The sequence below is a fragment of the Rhizobium sp. Leaf341 genome (assembly GCF_001424325.1).
GTDB lineage: Bacteria > Pseudomonadota > Alphaproteobacteria > Rhizobiales > Rhizobiaceae > Ferranicluibacter.
Genome location: NZ_LMPE01000003.1, coordinates 104,331 through 127,321, shown reverse-complemented (window position 1 = coordinate 127,321; position 22,991 = coordinate 104,331). Strand labels below are relative to the sequence as shown.

Genomic DNA, 22,991 nt, shown 5'->3' with positions numbered 1-22,991 from the left:
CGCAACGCACTTCGAAGTCTTGTGTCCTGCATGCCGTTTCCCGAAACCGCTGCACACTTTCAGGCGATATTCATCAGGCCCGTTTCATCAACGGAAACCGCTCCTTCAGCAGCCGCTGGATGAGGTCGGAGGCGATCGGCGGGCCGAAGAGGAAGCTCTGGCCGTAGTGGCAGCCCATCTGTCCGAGCTGGATCGCGTCCTCCTCGGACTCGATGCCTTCCGCCACGACCTGCATGTCCAGCTCCCGGGCCATGTTGATGACGGAGCGCAGGAGGATGGTGCGCTTGTCGCTCTCGTCCTTCACCAGCGCCTTGTCCATCTTGATCGTGTCGAAGGGGAAGCGCGTGAGATAGGCGAGCGACGAGTGGCCGGTGCCGAAATCGTCGAGCGCGAGCTTCAGCCCGCTGTCGCGCAGCTTCTGCAGCACGAGGCGCGCCTGCTCGGGGTTTTCCATCATCAGCGATTCCGTCAGCTCCACCATGATCTGCGCGGGATCGCAGCGGTTCTTGTGGAGGATGGCGCGGATGTCGTCGTGCAGGTCGTTGTTGAGCAGCTGGCCGCTCGACAGGTTGACCGAGACGAAGATTGGCAGCTGTCCGGTCTGGATCTGCCATTCCCCGAGATCGCTCGTCGCCCGCTCGAAGGCGAAGAGGCCGAGCTGGTTGATGACCTCGGAGCTTTCCGCAATCGGAATGAACTCGGACGGCGGAATGCTTCCGCGCTTCGGATGGTCCCAGCGCATCAGGGCCTCGAAGCCCGCGATTTCCGCGTCGCTCAGGCGCACGATGGGCTGGTAGACGAGGCTGAGCTCGTTGCGCTCGATCGCGCGGCGAAGGTCGGTCTCGAGCTGCAGACGATCGGTGCCGGAGGTGCGGAAGGCCGGCCGATAGGGCTCCACGCGGTTGCCGCCCGCCTTCTTGGCCCGAAACATCGCCAGTTCGGCATCGTCCAGGAGCCCGGCCGCACTCTGGCTCTGGTCCACCCAGGAGACCAGGCCGACGGAGGCCGTCAGGTTGATCTCGCGGTTGCCGAAGCTGATCGGCACCATGATGGCGCGGCTGATCGCCTCGGCGAAGTCCGCCACCTTGGCCGGATCGCGCTCCGAGATGAGGATCAGGCCGAACTGGTCGCCGCCGAGCCGCGCCAGCGTGTCCTGCGGCTTCAGGAGCCGCCGCAGCCGCCGCGTCAGCGCGATCAGGATGTTGTCGCCGGCCGCGATGCCGAGGACGTCGTTGACGTTCTGCTTGTAGCGGTCGATGTCGATCGCGATCACCGTCGGGCGCACGCCGTTCGCACCCGGCGCCAGCGCCAGGATCGATTGCAGCCGGTCGAGGAAGATCTGCCGGTTGGGCAGGCCCGTCAGGTTGTCGTGCAGCGCGTCGTGCAGCAGCCGGTCGAGCGAGTTGCGCTGCTCGGTGATATCCACCAGCGTGCCGACGCACCGGATGATCTCGCCGTTGGCGCCGAGCACCGGCCGCGCGCGGATCGACAGCCAATGATAGTGCCCGTCTTCCGCGCGGATCCGGAAATCATGGTTGAGACGGCCGCGGCGGTGCTCGAGCAGGATGTCGAGCGTTGCGCGGAAGCGGTCGCGATCGTCGGGGTGCAGCCGCGGCAGCCAGTTGCGCACGGGGCCGTGCATGGCGCCGGGCGTAAGGCCGAGCTGCTGCGACACATCGGGAATGGTCACCACCCGGTCGCGCGCCACGTCCCAGTCCCACACCGTGTCGCCCGAGCCCGTCAGCGCCAGAGACTGGCGCTCGAGGTCCGAAAACAGCCCCTGGCTGTAGGCGCCGCCGGCAAAGGCGTGCTGCATGACGGTGAAGCCGATGAGCAGCACGATCAGCACGAGCCCCCCGCCGAGCGCGGGCTGGACGATGTCGTTCGACAGCCGCCCGGTGACCGTCAGCCACGCGCCGAACAGCCAGACCAGCGTCAGAAGCCAGGCCGGCACGAGCAGGATCGCGCGGTCGTAGCGGTTCAGTCCGAGATAGGCGATGAGGAAGATGCCGGCCGTGCCGGTCAGCGCGAAGGAAATGCGCGCAATGCCCGCCGCGATCGCGGGATCGTAGATCGCCACGCCGAAGAGCAGTCCGAGACCGAGAATCCAGGCAAGCGTCGCATAGGACAGGTGCTGGTGCCAGCGGTTGAGGTTGAGATAGGTGAAGAGGAAGATCACGAGACCCGCCGCCAGGAACACCTCGGTTCCCGCGCGCCATATGCGCTCGTCCCCCGCCGTGATGGCGATCAGCTTCGACAGGAAGCCGAAATCGACGCAGATATAGGCGAGCACCGCCCAGGCCAGGGCCGCCGTCGCCGGCAGCATGGAGGTGCCCTTGACGACGAACAGAATGGTCAGGAACACGGCGAGCAGGCCGGCAATGCCGAGCACGATGCCGCGATAGAGCGTGAAGGCGTTGACCGTGTCCTTGTAGGCGTCGGGTTCCCAGAGATACATCTGCGGCAGGTCAGGCGTCGCCAGCTCCGCGACGAAGGTGATGACCGAGCCCGGATTGAGCGTGATGCGGAAGACGTCGGCTTCCTCGCTCGGCTGCCGGTCGAGCGCGAAGCCTTCGGACGGGGTGATGGAGAGGATGCGCTGCGAGCCGAGGTCCGGCCAGAAGATCTTCGAGTTCACCAGCCGGAAATGCGGCGCGACGATCACCCGGTCTAGCTGCTCTTCCGAGACGTTGGCGAGCGCGAACACCGCCCAGTCGCCCTGGTGGTTGTCGGCGCTGGAGCGCACCTCGATCCGCCGCACGATGCCGTCGGTGCCGGGCGCCGTGGAGACCTGGAAGGCCTCGCCGCGGCCGGTGTAGATCTCGGTCGTCGCGGTCAGGTCGAGCGCGGTATCCTCGCGCGAAATCTTCACGGGCTCGATGGCATGGGCTTGGCCGCCGCCGAGCCCGATCATCGCGAGCAGCAGGGCCAGCATCAGCCCGGGCAGCCTGCGGATCGACGGCAGACGCGTCGGACGGAAGGGATGGGTCACTCGCTAGCAGTCCTGTTGGGCGCGATGTCACGCGAAAGAAGGGAGAAGATCAGGTGGTCGCGCCACTGCCCATTGATCTTCAGATATTCCCGCAAGTAGCCTTCGCGATGAAAGCCGGCCTTTTCAAGGAGCCGGATGCTCCTGTCGTTTTCCGGAATACAGGCTGCCTCGATACGGTGCAACTGAAGGGTCGAAAAGATGTAGGGGATGGAGAGCCGGACCGCGGCGGACATATGCCCCTGGCCGGCGAAACGCTCGCCCATCCAGTAGCCGATCATGCAGCATTGCGCTGCGCCGCGCCGGATGTAGCCGATCGTGAGGCCGCCGAGCAGCGTCTCGGTGTCGCGGGCGAACACGAACAGGGGAACGGCCTGGCCGGACTGGAATTCCTGCTCGCTGCGCACCGCCCGGGCGCGGAAGGCGCTTTCGGTCATTTCCTCCGCCCGCCATGTCGGCTCCCAGGGCTCGAGGAACGGACGGCTCTCCCGCCGCAGCGCAAACCATTGCCGGTAGTCGGACCCGCGCGGCAGGCGCAGCAGATGCGTGTCGTTCTCGATCCTGACCGGGTCCGGCTGTCGTGACAGAAACCGAAACACCGATCGTGTCATGAACGCCTCCGCATCGCCGGTTGGATTGGTTGGGGCTTCGGCCTCGGGAAAGGCCGGGATCTCAGCAAGGACAGGCGCGGGACGCGATCAGCCGTTGGCTGCCCGCGGCAGGGCCGGGGCCTTGGCGAGGCCGCCGAGAATGTCGGCCATGGGGGCGAGCTTGTCGACGGGGCCGATGGCCGACAGCGTCGGCACCGTGTCGAAGAACAGGCGGCCGGCGAGATCGGTGAGACGCTCCACGGTGATGCCGGACAGCCGCTCCATCAGCTCCTCGTTGGGGATGGGCCGGCCGTAGAGCATCATCTGCCGGGCGATCTGTCCGGCGCGTGCCGCGGGGCTTTCCTGCCCCATCAGCAACTGGGCGCGGATCTGCGCGCGGGCGCGGTCGATCTCCTGCGGGTGGATGTGATCGGCGGCCTTGCGCAGCTCCTCGATGATGACGGGCATCAGTTCCGGCAGGTTCTCGCCGCCGGTCGCGGCGTGGACGCCGAAGATGCCGGTGTCGGAGAAGCCCCAGTGGAACGCATAGACCGAATAGCAGAGGCCGCGATGCTCGCGCACCTCCTGGAAGAGCCGGGAGGACATGCCGCCGCCGAGGATATTGGCCAGGATCTGCGAGCAGTAGAAATCGCGCGCATGATAGGCCTTGCCCTCGAAGCCGAGCAGGACCTGCGCGTCCATCAGGTCGCGGTCCTCGCGGGTGTCGCCGCCGGTATAGCGGGCCTTTTCGAGGATCGGGGCTTCCGCGGGCTGCTGCGGCAGGCTGGCGAAACGCTCCTCCACCTGCGCCACGAAGGCGTCGTGATCGACGGCACCGGCACCCACCACGAACATGCGGTCCGTCGTGTAGTTGCGTCCGAGATAGCTGCGGATCTGGTCGGAGGAAAACGACATCACCGTTTCCGGCGTGCCGAGAATCGGCCGGCCGACGATCTGGCCGGCAAAGGCCGTTTCGGCGAAGCGGTCGAACACCACATCGTCGGGCATGTCGTTCGCCGCGCCGATTTCCTGCAGGATGACGTTCTTCTCGCGCTCCAGTTCTTCCTCGTCGAAGGACGACTCGGTCAGGATGTCGGCGAGGATGTCGATGGCGAGCGTCGTGTCGTCCTTCAGCACCCGGGCATAGTAGGAGGTCGTCTCGGTCGATGTCGCCGCGTTGACCTCGCCGCCGACATTCTCGATCTGCTCGGCAATGTCGCGCGCCGAGCGCGACGCCGTTCCCTTGAAGGCCATGTGTTCCAGAAGATGCGCGATGCCGTGTTCGGCGATGGTCTCGTCGCGCGAGCCGGACTTGATCCACGTGCCGAGCGCAACGCTTTCCAGGTGCGGCATGGTTTCGGTAACGACCGTCAGCCCGGAGGCAAGCCGGGTGCACTCAACTTTCATCATCGGTCTTTCTGCGCACTAGTTCCGGATACGGGCGTGCTCGCCGATATAGGCCTCGACGGCTTTCAGCTCGGGATCCAGAACGTCGAAGCGCTCCTCCCTGTCCATCAGGTCAGCAAGCCACGTCGGAAGCGCCGGGTCAATACCGCTCGCCGATTTTACTGCGGCGGGGAATTTGGCCGGATGGGCCGTCGCCAGCGTCACCATAGGTGCGTTGGGTTTCAGATGCTTGGCGGCAACGAAGGCGCCGATGGCGCTGTGCGGGTCGAGGAGATACCCCGTTTCCGCGAGCGTCCTGGCGATGGTGTCCGCCACCTGTTTTTCCGTCGCGCGCCCCGCGCGGAACAGGCTGCGGATCATCTTCAGCGCCGTCTCCTCGATCTCGAAGGCGCCCGACTGCTTGAGCCCGCCCATGGCCGCGCGCACCTTGCCCGCATCCCGGTCGAAGGCCTCGAACAGCAGCCGTTCGAAGTTGGAGGAAATCTGGATGTCCATCGAGGGCGAGGTGGTGGCGCGCACGTCGCGCATCTCGTAGCGCCCGGTCTTCAGCGTGCGGGCGAGGATGTCGTTCTCGTTGGTGGCAACCACGAGGCGCGCGATCGGCAGGCCCATCTTCATGGCAACGTAGCCGGCGAAGATATCGCCGAAATTGCCGGTGGGCACGGTGAAGGAGATCTTCCGGTCGGGCCCGCCGAGCGCCACGGCCGTCGTGAAGTAATAGACGATCTGGGACATGATGCGCGCCCAGTTGATCGAATTGACGCCCGACAGATGGACGCGGTCGCGAAACGCCACGTCGTTGAACATGTCCTTCACCAGCGTCTGGCAATCGTCGAAATTGCCGCGGATCGCAATCGCATGGACGTTTGACGCCTTGGACGTCGTCATCTGGTGCTGCTGCACCGGCGAGACCTTGCCATGCGGAAACAGGATGAAGATATCGGTGCGGTCGCGCCCGGCAAAGGCATCGATCGCCGCCCCGCCGGTGTCGCCCGAGGTGGCGCCGACGATGGTGGCGCGGCTGTCGCGCGTCGCCAGCACATGGTCCATCAGCCGCGCGAGCAGCTGCATCGCCACGTCCTTGAAGGCAAGCGTCGAGCCGTGGAAGAGCTCCATGACGAAGGCGTTCGGCCCGGTCTGCACGACCGGAACCACGGCCGGATGGCGGAAGGTCGCATAGGCCTCGTCGATCATCGCGCGAAGCGTCGCATCCTCGATCTCGCCGTCGATGAACAGCGTCAGGATGCGAAAGGCGACCTCCTGGTAGGAGAGGCCGCGCAGAGCCCGGATGTCCCGCTTCGACAAGGTCGGCCATGTCTCCGGCACATAAAGTCCGCCGTCGCGCGCAAGGCCCGCCATCAGGGCATCGCTGAAACCGAGCGCAGGGGCCTCGCCCCGGGTCGAAACATACTTCACGGTCGTCATCCTCGTCTGCGTGCGTTTCGTCGCCGTCTTCTGCGCGTCTTTGCCGGCAACGCTGCTCTGGCCGAAACACAAGCCCCGAGAGAGGAGGCCGGAGCCGAACACAGCCCGTGCAAAAATCGACCGGAACGCGCGCGAGTCCAATCGATTTTCCGGCGCGCCGCTGCTATAGACCATCGCCGCAGCACTGGAAAGCCTGCCTTTCGGCAGACGGGACCGGCTCTGCGGGCAGCGACGGACACGCGCCGTGAGAGCGCGGGCAGCGACAGGGGGTCGGATTCGAATGGTGGGTCATACAGTCAGCCGCATCGCGGCATGCGTCGGTCTCTTGGCGCTCGGCGGTTGCAATACGCCAGACACGGGCGGCGCGATCGAGGCCGGCGGCAGCGCCGCATCGGCCACGCCCGCCGTCATCCAGGCCGCGTGCCCCCAGGTCGTGATGCGCGATGCGACATCGGTCTACCGCACCTATGCCAAGGGCGCCAAGGACGATCCGACGCAGATCGTCTACCAGGCCTCGCTCGCCGATTCCACGCGCCAGTGCGTGCAGAGCGACACGACGCTGACCGTCAACGTCGTCGTGCAGGGCCGCGTCACCTCCGGTCCGGCCGGCGGTCCCGGCACCATCAACCTGCCGATCCGGGTCACCGCGAGCGACGGCGACAGCACGCTGTTTTCCGACGTGACGCAGATTCCGGTGACGGTTGCGGCCGGCGCCGGCGCGCAGCAGTTCATCTTCACCAAATCCGCCCCGATCAGTGGCGGCGCCGGCAACTTCGCCAAGGTCTATGTCGGCTTCGACACGGCCCCGACGTCCACCAAGAAGAAAAAATAGGGAACGGACCCGGCCGTTCGCCCCGGCACGGCTGCCGGCATCCGGCGGCTACCATCTGGCTGCCGGCGTCTGGCTGACGGCGTCTGGCCGCCGGCGTCTGGCTGTTGGCATCCGGCGGCTGGCCGATGGCTGTCGAGCCTGGGGTCTGCGCCCTTTCGCGTCTGCGGGCAGGCGCTGGTTGCGTTTGTTGTCGCGAACGGTAACCAAACCTGCAGCGGGGGACTTTTCTTTTTCCTAACCCATGTTAAGAATTCCTTAAATTAGGTTTAAGGGGGCTTTTACCATGGCAGTCTGGACGTATTTCTTTCCGAAGAATCTCTATCCACTCAACGGCGACTATAATCTGTCCATTGCCGAATATATCGGCGAGGGCGGCCTGCGCTACAATTCGAGCACGACGAAGCAGGCGATCTACGATCTCGACAACGGCCTTCAAGTAAAGGTCCTCGGCTCGGGCTTCGCCTTCGACAGCCAGAAGGACCCGGTTTCCGGCACGGTCACCAGCATTCAGCTGCTTACCAAGACCGGCACCGTCTTCCAGACGATTTCAGGCCTCAACCTGTCCTATGCCGATCTGAGCGACGCGGCCCAGGCCTATGACGCCTGGAGTTTCCAGGACTGGCTGATGCAGGGCAACGACACGATCACCGGTTCGGCCGGTGGCGATGACATGTATGGCTTCAGCGGCAACGACATCATGAAGGGCGGCGCCGGCGACGACTACATGGAAGGCGGGCGCGGCAAGGATACCTACGACGGCGGCGACGGCTGGGACACGATCAGCTTCCAGGACAGCTATTACACGCGCGACAGCGTGCGCGGCATCGTGCTCGACGCGACGGCCGGCACCGTGACCGACCAGTACGGCAACAAGGAAACCTTCAAGAACATCGAGGAATTCCGCGGCACCCTGTTTGCCGACGTGATGACCGGCTCGTCGCGAGACGAGACGTTCATGGGCCTCGGCGGCAAGGACACGATCGACGGCAAGGGCGGCTTCGACATGGTGACCTACCATCGCGACATGCGCCGCGGCGGCGACAGCGGCGTGACCGTGGATCTGGCCAAGGGCACGGCCACCGACGGCTTCGGCAAGACCGACAAGCTGATCAGCATCGAAGGCGCGCGCGGCACGGAGCTCGCGGACAAGCTGTTCGGAAGCGCGGTCGACAATTTCCTGCGCGGCGACGAGGGCAACGACCTCCTGGCCGGTCGCGGCGGCAACGACACGCTGCGCGGCGGCGCAGGCAAGGACAGCTTCCTGTTCGACGTCGCGCCGAACGGCAGCACCAACCACGACTCCATCGCGGACTTCGTCGTGGCGGACGATACGATCCAGCTGGAAAACGCGGTGTTCAAGGTGTTTGCCAAGACCGGCGTTCTCGCCGCCGGGGAGTTCGTCATCAACACGACCGGCAAGGCCGTCGATGCCAATGACCACATCATCTACCAGTCGAGCACCGGCAACCTCTATTACGACGCCGACGGCGTGAACGGCGCCGCTGCCGTGCTGTTTGCCACGGTCTCGACCAATCTCAGGATGACGGCCGACGATTTCCTGATCGTCTAGGGCCAGGGCCAGGGCCAAGGTCCAAGGTCCAAGTCTCTGGGGCCGGAGCGTCTCCGGCCCTCAGACCGCATGCGCGCGGCGGCGGTTCAACGGCCGCCGCGGTGTGGTGCCGGACAGCGCCGGGTCAGGCGCCGAGCTCCTCCGACCATTCGGCCAGCGCCTCGATGGTGGCGGGCAGGGCGGTCATGCGGGAAATCACGGTCTCGGCCCCGGCCTCGGTCAGCGCATCCGCATGCGAGGGGTAGCTGTGCGAGGCGCCGGTGAAGCCGATGACGCGCATGCCGGCCGAACGGGCGCCGTGGACGCCATGCACGGAATCCTCCACCACGATCACCCGCGACGGATCGATGCCCATCTGGGCCGCGCCGTGCAGGAAGATGTCGGGCTTCGGCTTTACCTTGTCCTCGCCGAGGTCGCGGGCGGAAAAGATGTTGCGACCGAACAGGTCCTTCAGCCCCACCTTGCCGAGCATCATCGCCAGCCGCTCGGAGGTGGAGTTCGAGCAGACACATTTCTTCAGCCGGATCTGCGACAGCGCCGCCTTGACCCCGTCGATGATCTGGACGTCGTCCTTCAGCCGCTGGTCGAGGATCTCGCTGTGGCGCGACAGGAGGCTCGCCGAGAGCGGGATCGTCGCCTCGCGTTCGACCGCCAGCAGCGTGTTCTGCCAGGTCATGCCGGCATAGCGCTCGGCCATCTCCTCGGTGGAGATCGGATACCCTGCCTCCGTCAGCAGCGCTGCTTCCACTTCCGAAGCGATGATCTCGGAGTCGACGAGCACGCCGTCGCAATCGAAGATGATGAGGTCGATACCGGACATGGGAACATCTCTGCTGAATGGGAATGCCCGCGCTTTACACGAGGGGGCGGCGCGGGACAATGCGGGGAACGACGGAAACGCGCTGACGCCCCCGGCGGAGCCGGCGCAAACGGGAGACCACGGGAGACCACGCGAGACCACGGAGGACAATGGCGATCGGTGCCGGACCCGCGGACAGGAACACCCGGCCCGGGAAAGGGTCGTGCACGCCGTGTCGATCCACGCAAGGGGCCCGAATGCCGCAAATCCCGTGCTGACCGGCAGACGTCACGTGCGGTGCGCGTCCATCCGTCGGTTTTTCACGCAAGTTTTCCGCCTCTTCAGGCTTTGGTAACCAAACTCGGTAACCATAGCAGCAGAATTTGTGTCCCAGAGTCAGCGTATCAGCGAGTAGTCATGGTGTCCCTGAAGTCTTCCGTCGTTTTGTCTGCTGAAATCTCCCCCGCCGCCGGTTCCGACCGGGATTCCCGTGCGTGGATCGACACCATCATCAAGGGCGATTGCGTTTCCGCCCTCGAGAAGCTGCCCGACAATTCGGTCGACGTCGTCTTCGCGGATCCGCCCTACAACCTGCAGCTCGGTGGCGCCCTGCACCGGCCGGACCAGTCGCTGGTCGATGCCGTCGACGATGCCTGGGACCAGTTTGCCTCGTTCGAAGCCTATGATGCCTTCACCCGCGCCTGGCTTCTGGCCTGCCGCCGCGTGCTGAAGCCCACCGGCACGCTTTGGGTTATCGGCTCCTATCACAACATCTTCCGCGTCGGCGCGATCCTGCAGGACCTGAACTTCTGGATCCTCAACGACATCGTCTGGCGCAAGACCAACCCGATGCCGAACTTCAAGGGTCGGCGGTTCCAGAACGCGCATGAGACGCTGATCTGGGCGAGCCCGAATGCCAAGGGCAAGGGGTATACCTTCAACTACGATGCCCTGAAGGCTGCGAACGACGACGTGCAGATGCGCTCCGACTGGGTCTTCCCGATCTGCTCGGGCGGCGAGCGCCTGAAAGACGAGAACGGCGACAAGGTCCACCCGACCCAGAAGCCGGAAGCGCTGCTCGCCCGCGTCATGATGGCCTCCACCCGGCCGGGCGATGTCGTCCTCGATCCCTTCTTCGGCTCGGGCACCACGGGTGCCGTCGCCAAGCGCCTCGGCCGGCATTATGTCGGCGTCGAGCGCGAGCAGACCTATATCGACGCGGCCCGCGCCCGCATCGCGGCGGTCGAGCCGCTCGGCGGCGCCACGCTGTCGGTGATGACGGGCAAGCGCGCCGAGCCGCGCGTCGCCTTCAACGTGCTGGTGGAAAGCGGCCTCATCAAGCCCGGCGCGGTCCTCACCGACGCGCGTCGCCGGCACAGCGCCATCGTGCGCGCCGATGGAACGCTCGCTTCCGGCGGCGAGGCCGGCTCCATTCACCGCCTTGGCGCCAAGGTACAGGGCTTCGATGCCTGCAACGGCTGGACCTTCTGGCACTACGACGATGGCGGCGTGCTGAAGCCGATCGACGACCTGCGCAGCGTCATCCGCGCCGACATGGCGCGCATGGGATGATGCCCAAGGCCTGCGGCAGCCGCTCATCCGGCTGCCGCTTTCCCTCGTCCCGCAAGCAAGGCGAGGGACAAGGCCGGCGGCAACACTGAAATGGCCTGCGGGCAACTGCCCTTCGGCGCGGTAGCGTATCACCTCCAGCAACGGCCTGAGGACCGGCCGCGAACGCGTGTGTGCGGGACCGGCTGTGTTCGCCGGATTCTCTCCGCATTGTTTAAGAGAAATTAACGTCTTCGCCGCTAGTCTCGCATCCGCGATACCGCCGTGTGATCAACCACCGGCAGACCGCGATGCGGACGGGGGTTCCGGCTTTGCCGGCGCCGTTGTCCCAAGACGAAGCGGGAGTGCGACCTATCGACGGGAAATCCCGCCGGCAGTCGTTTTTCCTCCGGTTTCGTACCTTCAGTCCCGGAGGAATCTGGAACGCCCGGCCGCTTGAACAAGCCGCCGGGCGTTGCTGTTTCCAGGAACCTGTTTCTCGGGCCGAGAGCCTAAAAAGGCCCCAGCGCGCCCCGAAGCCCGAGGGCCCCGAGGGCGGCATGTTCGCCTGTGTCAGAGAATGAAATCGTCGGCATACATCTTGGTGACGCCGTTGACGCGGATCTCGAAGTCCGCGCGGCCGTCGCCATTGACGTCGCCCGAGAGAATGCCGTTCGAGAAGCGCAGTTCGCCGGCATGCTGGGTGAAGCCGTGGCTGCCGATATAGTCGAACGACTGGTTGCCGCCCGAGCGCGTGTTGGCATCGATGTTGCCGAGGTCGATAAGGTCGCCTTCGCCCGGCCGGAAATCGGCGATGACGTCGCGCAGGCTACCGACCCGGCTGTCGCTGACGCTGTCGAAGTAGAAGATATCCGCCCCGGAGCCGCCGTTCAGATAGTCGGAGCCGGAACCGCCGGTGATGTCGTCGTCGCCCGAGCCGCCATAGAGATGGTCGTTGCCGCTGCCGCCATAGAGGCTGTCATTGCCGCCGAGGCCATAGATGTCGTCGGCGCCGCCCTGGCCCTTCAGCACGTTGCGGACGGAAGAGCCGGTGATGTCGTCGGCCGAGTTCGTGCCCGTGGCGTTCTCGATGCTGATGAGGGTCTCGATCTGGTCGCTGTCGATGACGGCCGTGCCCTTGCCGAGATCGATGTCGACGCCCTTGCCGCGCTGCGAGGCGTATTGGTCCTGCATCTCGTAGCTGATCGTGTCGATGCCCGAGCCGCCATTGAAGGTGTTGTTGTAGCCGACCGATACGAAGGTGTCGTTGCCGGCATCGCCCTTGTAGACGCTGGCCTCGGAATTCACCTCGAAGCGGTCGTTGCCGTCGCCGCCCGACACGATGTCATAGGCCTTGCTGTCGCCGGCACGGATGTCCGCGACGTAGAGGTCGTTGCCGCTGCCGAGGAAGATGTCGTTGCCGCCTTCGTAATAGTTGACGACCCGGTCGGCGCCGGAGCCCGCATCCACGTAGTTGAAGCCGCCCAGGCTGTCGGTGCGGTTGAGGTAGATCGTGTCGTTTCCGCCATAACCGTAGATCGACACCTCGGCGAGGTTGTTCTGGGTCAGGATGTCGTTGCCGCTGGTGCCGTAATACTTCGCCATGAAAGCGTCCTCGCAGAATGATCGGTCAAGATGACACGCCGAGAGTACACTACCGAGGTGAACGTCGGCTGAACCAAACATGGCTTTTCAGTGATATGAAAAAGGCACATTCGGTTCAGCCCCCGGCCGTCGGGCCTTATGCCGAGGAACGGGCGGCTAGACGGGCAGGCCCAACCGTGCGAGATCGGCCTTCAGCGTCGGCCCGTCGATGAACTGCACCGCCTGCCAGCCGGCCGCCCGTGCGCCTTCGACATTGGCAAGGCTGTCGTCGATGAAGAGGGTGGCGGCGGGGTCGAGGTCGAAGGTCGTCTGGTGCGTCTCGTAGATCTCGCGGTCGGGCTTGATCTGACGCTTTTCGCCGGAAACCGTCACGCCGCGGGGCAGGTTGAGGAAGGCGAAGCGTGCGCGCGCCTCGGCGAAGGTGTCGACCGCGAAATTGGTCAGCATCGTCACGTCGTAGCCTTTTTCGACCAGAGCTTCGAGAATCGCGACTCTCTCCTCGTAGGCATGCGGCACCATCTCGCCCCAGTGGATGCGGAAGGCGCGGATATTCGCCTCCTGCTCGGGAAACTGCGCGACGAGTATGTCTTCGGCATCCGCCCAGGTGCGGCCGCGGTCCTGTTCGAGGTTCCACTCGTGCGTGCAGACGGTCGCAAAGAAGGCATTCCGCTCGGCCTCGTCGGGAATGAGACGGCTGAAGGGGATATGCGGATCGTAATGGATCAGCACCTTGCCGATGTCGAAGACGATATGGCGAATGGGCGTGGTCGCGTCGGTCATGGATGTCTCTCCTGTTTCAAGATCGGGCCTGGTCTGATCCGGTTTTTTTCGACGTTTTGGGGCTGAAGCTGCCGGGCAGGGCTTTTTCGATCGCCTTCTTCATCACGGTCGGCAAGGCCTGCGCAGCCAGCGTGGCGCGGGGCTCCCACCAGCCATTGGCCGAAATCGCGTCCCGCTCCACCTCGGCGTGGAGCACGGCAAGGCGCAGCTCGAAATGGGTGAACACATGCACGATCCCGCCGCAGTCGCGCCAGGCGATCGCGCGGGCCGGGTCAGCCTCGGAAACAAAGGGCGCCGTCGGCGTGGCCGCAGGATCGGTCGTCCAGTCGGTGCAGGGCACTTCGGTCATGCCGCCGAGCAGGCCCTTGTCGCCGCGCTTGCTGAGATAGACGGCCCCCGTGGCATCGGTGGCGACAAAGGCTGTGCCGTAGCGCACCGGTTTTGCCTTCTTCGCCAGCTTCACCGGAAAGCGCTCCGGGTCGCCTGCCTTGAAAGCGTGGCAGTCGGCCTGAAGAGGACAGAGCGCGCAGACCGGCCGGCGCGGCGTGCAGATGGTCGAGCCGAGATCCATCATGGCCTGCGCGAAATCGCCGGGCCGGTCGGCGGGCGTCAGGGCCGCGACCAGCCGGCGCAGTTCGGGACGCGCAGACGGCACCGGCGTCTCCACGCGATAGAGCCGCGACACCACGCGCTCGACATTGCCGTCGAGCACGGCGCTCTGCCGGTTGAAGGCGATGGCGGCGATGGCGGCGGCGGTATAGTCGCCGATACCCGGAAGCGCCCTTAATCCGTCTTCCGTGTCGGGAAAGCGCCCGCCATGCCGGCTCGCCACCTGTTCGGCGCACGCCTTGAGGTTGCGGGCCCGGGCATAATATCCGAGCCCCGCCCACGCCTTCATGACGTCCTCGGTATCGGCTGCGGCCAGATCGGTCACGGTCGGCCACAGCGCCAGGAATATTTCGAAATAGGCCTTCACCGCCTGCACTGTCGTCTGCTGCAGCATGACCTCCGACAGCCAGATGTGATAGGGGTCGGGCCGCCGGCCGGCTGTAGCCATGGCCGGGGTGATGCGCCAGGGCAGCACGCGGTGGTTGCGGTCGTACCAGTCGAGCAGCAGGGCGGCGGCAGAGCCTGCCGGCAGGCCGGATCTCGACGCTTCGACGGGCAGCGCCTCTGCCGTGGACGGAAAACCTTGCATCATGGTCCTTGAGGCCGACATGCTCTATGAATCCCTGCACGTCGCCGCGCCGAGCGTCATAGCCGAAACGGCCTCGGCGGGTAAGGGCTTCGACATCATTCACCACGGGAACAACCGCATGGCGCCTTCCAAGCCCTATACCCCGAAAGGGGTCCGCCAGATCAGCGAGGTCGCCAACGGGCTGCTCGATCCGGTTCTGGCAAAACGCGCCGGCATCAGCACGCTGCTGCTCGGCTCCTGGGATGAGATCGCCGGAGAGGCTTTTGCCGACTGCACGCGCCCGGAAAAGATCGCCTGGCCGCGGCGCGTCTCGGAAATGACGGGCGACAGCCGCCACCAGCCGGGCGTCCTCACCATTGCCTGCGACGGCGCCCGCGCCCTGTTTCTCGCCCATGCCGAAGGCGAGCTCGTCCAGCGTATCAACGGGTTTTTCGGCTTTCCCGCCATCGATCGCGTCCGCATCGTCCAGAAGCCCGTCACGCCGCAGAACCGCGCCCGTCGTGCCCCGCGTCCGCTCACCGGCCAGCCCGCCCGTCATCTCGCCGCCTTGACGGCGGAGATCGAGGACGAAGGCCTGAAGGCGGCATTGACCCGGCTTGGCACGGCCGTGCTCGGGAAGACGCGGTAGGCGGTATCGCCCTTCCGAGCAAGGTCCCCGTTTGTTTTTGCAGGCTTGGCCAGGCTTTCCCAAGCTTTGCCAGGCTTAAGGGAGGGGTGGTCGGGACGCCGCCGACGGGGCTTCAGAGCCGACCCGGCGTCGTCGCCAAGGCCGTCTTTCGTCCGTCAGGCGTTCCCGCGCCACAAATGCCTCACAATTCTTTGAACGATGCACCATGGGGGCCCCTTGTCCGGTCCCGGCCGGCGCGATATCGCAGAGGCCCGTCTCCGCTTGAACAGGTGAATCATGTCCCTTTCCGAAATGACCTTGCTGAAACGCCTTTCGAGCGGTGTGGCCATTGCCACCGTCGCGCTCGCGCTCGTCGCCTGCAGCGACGAGAAGAAGGAGACGGCGAATGCACAGGCGCCCGTCCAGACGGTCGATACCGCAACCAAGACCGAGATGAAGCCGGCGGATGCGATGACCACATCCTCCACCAGCGCGACCCCTGCGACGTCTTCGGCGCCCGCCCCCTCTCAGACCCAGGCCCAGACCCAGATGGCCCAGGCCGCAGCCCCCGCGGCCGCACCGGAGCTTCCCCAGGCCGACGGCGAGGTGGAGCTTTCCAAGCTGATGGAACCCGGCGCACTGCCGGAAATGGCGATCGGCAAGGCCGATGCCCCGGTGACCATCGTCGAATACATGTCGATGACCTGCCCGCATTGCGCCCATTTCCACAACACGACCTTCGACGCCATCAAGGCGAAGTACGTGGAATCCGGCAAGGTGCGCTTCGTCCTGCGCGAGTTTCCGTTCGATCCCCGCGCTGCGGCCGCCTTCATGCTGGCGCGCTGCGCGCCGGAAGGCCAGTATTTCCCGATGGTGTCCATGCTCTTCAAACAGCAGGAGCAGTGGGCTGCCGCGCAGAACGGCCGCGACGCCCTGCTGCAGATGTCCAAGCTCGCCGGTTTTTCACAGGAGAGCTTCGAGGCCTGCTTGACGAACCAGAAGCTTCTGGATGATGTGAATGCCGTGATGCAGAAGGGCATGAAGGACTACAAGGTGGCTTCGACGCCGACCTTCTTCATCAACGGCAAGCGCTATTCCGGAGACATGTCGGTTGACACCATGTCGGCCCTTATCGACCCTCTGCTGTAAGTCGCCCCCGGTTGCGGCACGGGAAACCGTGCCGTTTTTCCGTGCGATCCCCGCTGCCCTTCTCGCGACCACCCGCCTTTATCCGGGGACCCTCCGTTATCCAGGGACCCGCGTTTATCCAAGGACTCGCCGGCGCGTGAACGGCGGGACGTCATGAAATTCACCAAGCTGCGGCTGGTCGGCTTCAAGTCCTTCGTGGAGCCGTCGGAATTCGTCATCGAGCGCGGGCTGACCGGCGTCGTCGGGCCGAACGGCTGCGGCAAGTCGAACCTCGTCGAGGCCCTTCGCTGGGTGATGGGCGAAAACTCCTACAAGAACATGCGCGCGTCCGGCATGGACGACGTCATCTTCTCCGGCTCGGGCAAGCGCCCGGCGCGCAACACGGCCGAAGTCGGCCTCTATCTCGACAATACCGACCGCACCGCCCCCGCGGCCTTCAACGACAGCGACGAGATCCAGGTCACGCGCCGCATCGAGCGCGAGAACGGCTCGGTCTACCGCATCAATGGCCGTGAAGCGCGCGCGAAGGACGTGCAGCTGCTCTTTGCGGACGCCTCGACCGGCGCCCGTTCGCCCTCCATGGTCGGGCAGGGCCGCATCGGCGAACTGATCGCCGCCAAGCCCCAGGCCCGCCGCCAATTGCTGGAAGAGGCCGCGGGCATTTCCGGTCTCCATTCGCGCCGCCACGAGGCGGAGCTTCGTCTGCGTGGCGCCGAAACCAACCTCGAACGGCTGGACGAGGTCACGGCCGAACTCGAGAGCCGCATCGAGAGCCTGAAGCGCCAGTCGCGGCAGGCGAGCCGCTTCAAGATGCTCTCCGCCGAGATCCGCGCCCACGAGGCCATGCTGTTCCACATGCGCTGGGTGGAGGCAAAGCAGGCCGAAAGCGAGGCGGACAGCCTGCTCAACCGGGCAACCTCGCTGGTCGCCGAAAAGGCGCAGGCCCAGATGGAGGCGGCAAAGACCCAGGCCATTTCGAGCCTCAGGCTGCCGGATCTGCGCGAGGAGGAGGCCCGCACGGCCGCCGCCCTGCAGCGGCTGCAGATCGCCCGGACCCAGCTCGACGAGGACATGAACCGAACGCTGCGCCGGCGCGATGAACTGCAGCGCCGCCTAGCCCAGCTTCGCGAGGACATCGCCCGCGAAGAGCGGCTGGCGCTCGAAAACGCCGGCGCCGTCGCGCGGCTCGAGGACGAAGCCGAAGCGCTGCTGGCCGACGCGGAGGAGGCCGGGGAGCGGGCGGAGGAGGCGCAGGCACGTCTGGCCGACGCGCAGGACAGGCTCGAGACCAGCGAGCGGGCGCTGGCGTCGCTGACGGCCGAGCGCGCGGAAGCCGCCGCCGCTCGCGGCCAGCTCGAGCGCAGCATCCGTGACCTCGGCGACCGGCAGATGCGATTGTCGCGCCAGATCTCCGACCAGGCCGCCGACATCGCCGCGCTCGACCGGGAGATCGCCGGTCTCGCAGACCTCGACACGCACCGCGATGCGGTCGACGATGCGCAATCCGATTTCGAGGCGCGCGCCGAGGCGATCGCGCAGGCCGAGGCGGCGCTCAGCGAAGCCCGTGCGCGCGAGGCCGAGGCCCGTGGCCCGCTCGAGGCCGCGCGGGCGCGCCTGAGCGCGGCCGACACCGAAGCGCGCACCCTTCGCCGCCTTCTGGACGCGGCCACGCTTGCCGGTGGCGCGCGGCCGGTGGTCGACGCCATCACGGTGGAGCGCGGCTATGAAATGCTGCTCGGGGCCGCGCTCGGCGATGACCTCGAGTCCCCGCTCGATCCGTCCGCTCCCGTCCACTGGCGCGATCCCGGCTCCGGGCCGGCCGATCCGGCCCTGCCGCCGGGCGTCGCCCCGCTGCTCGATCATGTCACGGCGCCCGAGGCGCTGCGCCGCAGCCTGTCGCAGGTCGGCATCGTTGCGGGCGACGCCGAGGCGGAAACGCTGCTTCCCGCGCTTCATCCCGGCCAGCGCCTCGTGACGCGGGCCGGTGCCCTCTGGCGCTGGGACGGCCATGTCACCGGTGCCGACGCGCCGAGCGCCGCCACCCTGCGGCTCGAAAACCGCAATCGGCTGATCGAACTGGACGCCGAGATCGCAGAGGCCGGCGAAGCCCTGGAACGTTGCCAGCGCAGCCTGGAGGCGGCGACCGGGGCCATCCGGGCCGCCGACGAGGCCGTGCGCGGGACGCGCGAAGCCGAGCGGCAGGCGATCCGCCGCCTTTCGGAGGCCCGCGATGCATTGGCTGCCGCCGAGCGGGCAGAGGGCGATCTCGCCCGCCGTCGCGCGGTGCTGGTCGAGGCCTCCGCCCGGATCGAGGAGCAGCGCGACGAGGCGATGGCCGCCTTCGAGGATGCCGCGGCGGCGCTCGAGGACGCCCCGGATCTGGACGGGCTCGACGCCCGCCTTGCCGCGCACGGCGCGGAGGTCGCTGCCGACCGCTCGGCGATGGCCGAAGCGCGGGCGCTCGCCGACGGCCTGACCCGTGAGAGCGATGCACGGACCCGCCGGCTGCGGGCGATCGATGCCGAGCGCGCGACCTGGGCGAGCCGTGCCGCCAGTGCCGACGACCAGATCACCACGCTGCGCGACCGCGAGGCGGAGGCGCGTGACGAACTCGAGGCCATTCTCGATGCGCCCGACGAATTCGACGAGAAGCGGCGTGCCCTGATGAGCGCCCTGTCGGACACGGAAGCGGCCCGCCGGGCGGCGGCCGACAGGCTCGTGGAAGCCGAAACCCGCCAGCGCGATGCCGATCGGTTGGCCGCGACGGCCCTCTCCGAACTGGCCGAGACCCGCGAAAAGCGCGGCCGCGCCGAGGAGCGGCTGATGTCGGCGCGCGAAAAGCGCGTGGCGGTCGAGACGGCGATCCAGCAGGCGCTGTCGGTCGTGCCGCACGCGGTGCTGCGCCTGACGGGCCGGGCCGCCGAGGCCCTGCCGGCCGATCCGCGCAGCGTGGAACGCGATCTCGAACGCCTGAAGATCGAGCGCGAGCGGCTGGGCGCCGTCAACCTGCGCGCCGAGGAGGAGCAGGCGGAGCTCTCCGCGCGGCTCGCCGCGCTTCTCAAGGAGCGCGAGGACGTGATCGACGCGATCCGCAAGCTGCGCAGCGCCATCCAGAATCTCAACCGCGAGGGTCGCGAACGGCTGCTCGCAGCCTTCGAGATCGTCAACGCCCAGTTCCAGCGCCTGTTCAGCCACCTGTTCGGCGGCGGAACGGCGGAGCTGCAGCTGATCGAAAGCGACGATCCGCTCGATGCCGGTCTCGAAATCCTTGCTCGCCCGCCGGGCAAGAAGCCGCAGACCATGACGCTGCTGTCCGGCGGCGAACAGGCCCTGACCGCCATGGCGCTGATCTTTGCCGTGTTCCTGACCAATCCCGCGCCGATCTGCGTGCTGGACGAGGTGGACGCTCCGCTCGATGACCACAATGTCGAGCGCTACTGCAACCTCATGGACGAGATGGCCGCCTCCACCGAGACCCGGTTCGTCATCATCACCCACAACCCCATCACTATGGCCCGCATGAACCGCCTCTTCGGCGTCACCATGGCCGAACAGGGGGTCAGCCAGCTGGTGTCGGTGGATCTGCAGACGGCGGAGCAGCTGCGCGAGGCGGTGTGACCCATCACGCCGGCATGCGACCGTGATCGGGCGCGCCCCCGCAACAATTTTGCTGCAATGCAACAATATTACCGCAGGCGCAGCATTCCTAATCGGTGGTTGATGCTGTAGCGTGAAGGGGGAGAAGAGGCGGACCGGGCCGAAGGTTGCAGACATGCGACATCGGGCACGACTGTCTCAGGGTGGAGACGGACATGCAGAAGTGGGTATACGCTTTCGGCGGAGGCAAGGCCGAGGGGCGGGCGCTGGATCACGACCTCCTCGGCGGCAAGGGGGCCAATCTTGCGGAAATGTGCAGTCTCGGCCTGCCGGTGCCGCCGGGCTTCACCATCGTCACGCGCGCCTGCGCCCTTTACTTTGAAAACGGCCGCTGCCTTCCCGACAGCCTGAAGACCGACGTGCGCGCCGGCATCGCCATCGTCGAGGACATGGCCGGCCGGCGTTTTGGCGATGGGGAACGGCCGTTGCTCCTGTCGGTGCGCTCCGGCGCCCGTGCCTCCATGCCCGGGATGATGGATACGGTGCTCAATCTCGGCCTCAACGATGCCACGGTCGAGGCGCTCGCGCGCGACAGCGGCGATGCACGCTTTGCCTGGGACAGCTATCGCCGCTTCATTCAGATGTATGGCGACGTGGTCATGGGCATCGACCATGAGGTCTTTGCCGAACTGCTGGAGGACGAGAAGGGCCGCACCGGCAAGGAACAGGAAACCGATTTCACCGACAGCGAATGGCGCCGCCTCGTCGGCCGCTACAAGGATGTCATCGAGGAGGAGACCGGCGAGGGCTTTCCGCAGGACCCGGCCGTTCAGCTCTGGGGCGCGATCGGCGCCGTCTTTGCCAGCTGGATGAGCCCGCGTGCGGCAACCTATCGCCATCTGCACGATATTCCCGCCGACTGGGGCACCGCGGTGAACGTTCAGACCATGGTGTTCGGCAATCTCGGCAACGAGTCCGCCACCGGTGTCGCCTTCACGCGCAATCCCTCGACCGGCGAAAAGACGCTCTATGGCGAATTCCTCGTCAATGCGCAGGGCGAGGATGTGGTCGCCGGCATCCGCACGCCGCAGAACATCACGGAGAGCGCCCGCATCGCCTCGGGCTCCGATCGCCCCTCGCTCGAAAAGGTCATGCCGGATGCCTTTGCCGACCTCTGCGCCATCTGCGACCGGCTGGAAGGCCATTATCGCGACATGCAGGACATCGAGTTCACCATCGAGCAGGGCAAGCTGTGGATGCTGCAGACCCGTGCGGCCAAGCGCACGGCGCGCGCGGCCATGAAGGTGGCGGTCGACATGGCCGACGAACGGCTGATCACGCGGGACGAGGCGGTGGCCCGCATCGACCCGGCCGCCCTCGACCAGCTGCTGCATCCGACGATCGACCCTGCCGCCCGCCGCGACATCATCGGCGCCGGCCTTCCCGCGTCTCCCGGGGCGGCGACCGGCGAGATCGTCTTCACCTCGGAGGAGGCCGTCTCGGCCAAAAAGGAAGGCCGCGCCGTCATTCTGGTGCGGGTGGAGACGAGCCCGGAGGACATTCACGGCATGCATGCGGCCGAAGGCATCCTCACCACCCGCGGCGGCATGACGAGCCATGCGGCTGTGGTCGCGCGCGGCATGGGCATCCCCTGCGTTTCCGGCGCCGGCTCGATCCGGGTCGACCTGCGCAACGAGACGCTGATGGCCGCCGGCGTCACCTTTGCCCGCGGCGATGTCATCACCATCGACGGATCCTCCGGCCAGGTGCTCAAGGGCCGCGTCTCCATGGTCCAGCCGGAGCTCTCGGGCGATTTCGGCCGCATCATGGAATGGGCCGACGCCAGCCGGCGGATGACCGTGCGCACCAATGCGGACACCCCGGCCGATGCCCGCGCCGCGCGCTCCTTCGGGGCCGAAGGCATCGGCCTCTGCCGCACCGAGCACATGTTCTTCGAGGGCGAGCGCATCAACGTGATGCGCGAGATGATCCTTGCGGCCGACGAGGCCGGACGGCGCGCGTCTCTCGCCAAGCTCCTGCCCATGCAGCGGGCCGATTTCACGGAACTCTTCTCCATCATGCACGGCCTGCCGGTGACGATCCGCCTGCTCGATCCGCCCCTGCACGAGTTCCTGCCCAAGACCGAAGAGGAGATCGCGGATGTGGCGGTGGCGCTCGGCATGAAGCCGCTCGTGCTGCGCCAGCGGGTGGATGCGCTACACGAGTTCAACCCCATGCTCGGCCATCGCGGCTGCCGGCTGGCCATTTCCTACCCCGAGATCGTGGAAATGCAGGCCCGCGCCATCTTCGAAGCGGCCGTGCTGGCCGCGCGGGAGACGGGCGCGCCGGTCGTGCCGGAAATCATGGTGCCGCTGGTCGGCCTGAAAGCCGAGCTCGACTACGTCAAGGCGCGCATCGACGCGGTGGCCGCCGAAATCCTCGCCGAGGCCGGCGTGGGCATCGACTATCTCGTGGGCACCATGATCGAGCTGCCGCGCGCGGCACTTCGCGCCCATGTCATCGCCGAATCCGCGGACTTCTTCTCCTTCGGCACGAACGACCTCACGCAGACCACCTTCGGCATCTCGCGCGACGATGCCGCGCAGTTCCTGAACACCTATCGCACGAAGGGCATCATCGACCGCGATCCCTTCGTTTCCATCGATTATGACGGCGTCGGTGAACTTATCCGGATCGCCGCCGAGCGCGGACGGCGGACCAAGAACGGCCTGAAGCTCGGCATCTGCGGCGAGCATGGCGGCGATCCCGCGTCCATCCGTTTCTGCGAGGAGACGGGCCTGGACTATGTCTCCTGCTCGCCCTTCCGCGTACCGATCGCCCGTCTGGCCGCGGCGCAGGCGGCCATCAGCGGCAAGATTTCGGGGGCCTGATTTT

Annotated in this window: 15 protein-coding genes; 7 read left to right on the top strand and 8 right to left on the bottom strand. The window is 66.4% G+C overall.

Annotated elements, in window-relative coordinates; all coding sequences use genetic code 11:
- Positions 1–73: 73 nt before the first annotated feature.
- The 4 genes from ASG03_RS02250 to thrC form a co-directional block, all read right to left on the bottom strand.
- Complete coding sequence (locus ASG03_RS02250; RefSeq protein ID WP_062472088.1) at positions 74–2,935, bottom strand: EAL domain-containing protein; 2,862 nt, start codon at positions 2,933–2,935, stop codon at positions 74–76.
- 53 nt (positions 2,936–2,988) lie between these two features.
- Complete coding sequence (locus ASG03_RS02245; RefSeq protein WP_062469439.1) at positions 2,989–3,600, bottom strand: GNAT family N-acetyltransferase; 612 nt, start codon at positions 3,598–3,600, stop codon at positions 2,989–2,991.
- Positions 3,601–3,687: 87 nt separating this feature from the next.
- Positions 3,688–4,989 carry a M16 family metallopeptidase gene (locus tag ASG03_RS02240; protein ID WP_156379835.1) on the bottom strand — a complete coding sequence of 434 codons (1,302 nt, stop codon included), beginning with the start codon at positions 4,987–4,989 and terminating at the stop codon, positions 3,688–3,690.
- 15 nt (positions 4,990–5,004) lie between these two features.
- Positions 5,005–6,411, bottom strand: coding sequence for a threonine synthase (thrC, locus tag ASG03_RS02235; RefSeq protein ID WP_062693005.1), 1,407 nt, complete (start codon positions 6,409–6,411; stop codon positions 5,005–5,007).
- 280 nt (positions 6,412–6,691) lie between these two features.
- On the opposite strand from thrC, the gene ASG03_RS02230 reads away from it, so the two are divergent.
- The gene (locus ASG03_RS02230) at positions 6,692–7,243 is read left to right on the top strand and encodes a hypothetical protein (RefSeq protein ID WP_062691927.1); all 552 of its coding nucleotides are present in this window, start codon (positions 6,692–6,694) and stop codon (positions 7,241–7,243) included.
- 283 nt (positions 7,244–7,526) lie between these two features.
- Complete coding sequence (locus tag ASG03_RS02225; RefSeq protein WP_062691925.1) at positions 7,527–8,813, top strand: calcium-binding protein; 1,287 nt, start codon at positions 7,527–7,529, stop codon at positions 8,811–8,813.
- A gap of 124 nt (positions 8,814–8,937) precedes the next feature.
- Here the strand turns inward: ASG03_RS02225 and ASG03_RS02220 are convergent, their stop codons facing one another.
- Complete coding sequence (locus ASG03_RS02220; RefSeq protein ID WP_062469436.1) at positions 8,938–9,633, bottom strand: HAD family hydrolase; 696 nt, start codon at positions 9,631–9,633, stop codon at positions 8,938–8,940.
- Between the two features lie 396 nt (positions 9,634–10,029).
- Between ASG03_RS02220 and ASG03_RS02215 the strand changes: the two genes are divergently transcribed.
- Positions 10,030–11,184 (top strand): site-specific DNA-methyltransferase, encoded by a 1,155-nt coding sequence (locus ASG03_RS02215; RefSeq protein ID WP_062469434.1) that lies wholly within the window; start codon positions 10,030–10,032, stop codon positions 11,182–11,184.
- Positions 11,185–11,733: 549 nt separating this feature from the next.
- Here the strand turns inward: ASG03_RS02215 and ASG03_RS02210 are convergent.
- The 3 genes from ASG03_RS02210 to mutY all read right to left on the bottom strand — a co-directional run bounded on the left by ASG03_RS02210 (position 11,734) and on the right by mutY (position 14,743).
- Entirely contained in the window at positions 11,734–12,765 is a 1,032-nt protein-coding gene (locus ASG03_RS02210) for a calcium-binding protein (protein ID WP_062691922.1), read from the bottom strand.
- A gap of 156 nt (positions 12,766–12,921) precedes the next feature.
- Positions 12,922–13,545 carry an HAD family hydrolase gene (locus tag ASG03_RS02205; protein WP_062691919.1) on the bottom strand — a complete coding sequence of 208 codons (624 nt, stop codon included), beginning with the start codon at positions 13,543–13,545 and terminating at the stop codon, positions 12,922–12,924.
- 16 nt (positions 13,546–13,561) lie between these two features.
- Positions 13,562–14,743, bottom strand: coding sequence for an A/G-specific adenine glycosylase (gene mutY / locus ASG03_RS02200; RefSeq protein WP_062691916.1), 1,182 nt, complete (start codon positions 14,741–14,743; stop codon positions 13,562–13,564).
- 118 nt (positions 14,744–14,861) lie between these two features.
- On the opposite strand from mutY, the gene ASG03_RS02195 reads away from it, so the two are divergent.
- The 4 genes from ASG03_RS02195 (at position 14,862) to ppdK (ending at position 22,987) form a co-directional block, all read left to right on the top strand.
- Positions 14,862–15,371 (top strand): DUF721 domain-containing protein, encoded by a 510-nt coding sequence (locus ASG03_RS02195; RefSeq protein WP_062472080.1) that lies wholly within the window; start codon positions 14,862–14,864, stop codon positions 15,369–15,371.
- Positions 15,372–15,647: 276 nt separating this feature from the next.
- Positions 15,648–16,499, top strand: a complete 852-nt coding sequence (locus ASG03_RS02190; protein ID WP_062691914.1) for a DsbA family protein — start codon at positions 15,648–15,650, stop codon at positions 16,497–16,499.
- A 153-nt stretch (positions 16,500–16,652) separates the two neighbouring features.
- Entirely contained in the window at positions 16,653–20,117 is a 3,465-nt protein-coding gene (locus ASG03_RS02185) for a chromosome segregation SMC family protein (RefSeq protein WP_062691912.1), read from the top strand.
- Between the two features lie 194 nt (positions 20,118–20,311).
- The gene (ppdK, locus tag ASG03_RS02180; RefSeq protein ID WP_062691910.1) at positions 20,312–22,987 is read left to right on the top strand and encodes a pyruvate, phosphate dikinase; all 2,676 of its coding nucleotides are present in this window, start codon (positions 20,312–20,314) and stop codon (positions 22,985–22,987) included.
- Positions 22,988–22,991: the final 4 nt, after the last annotated feature.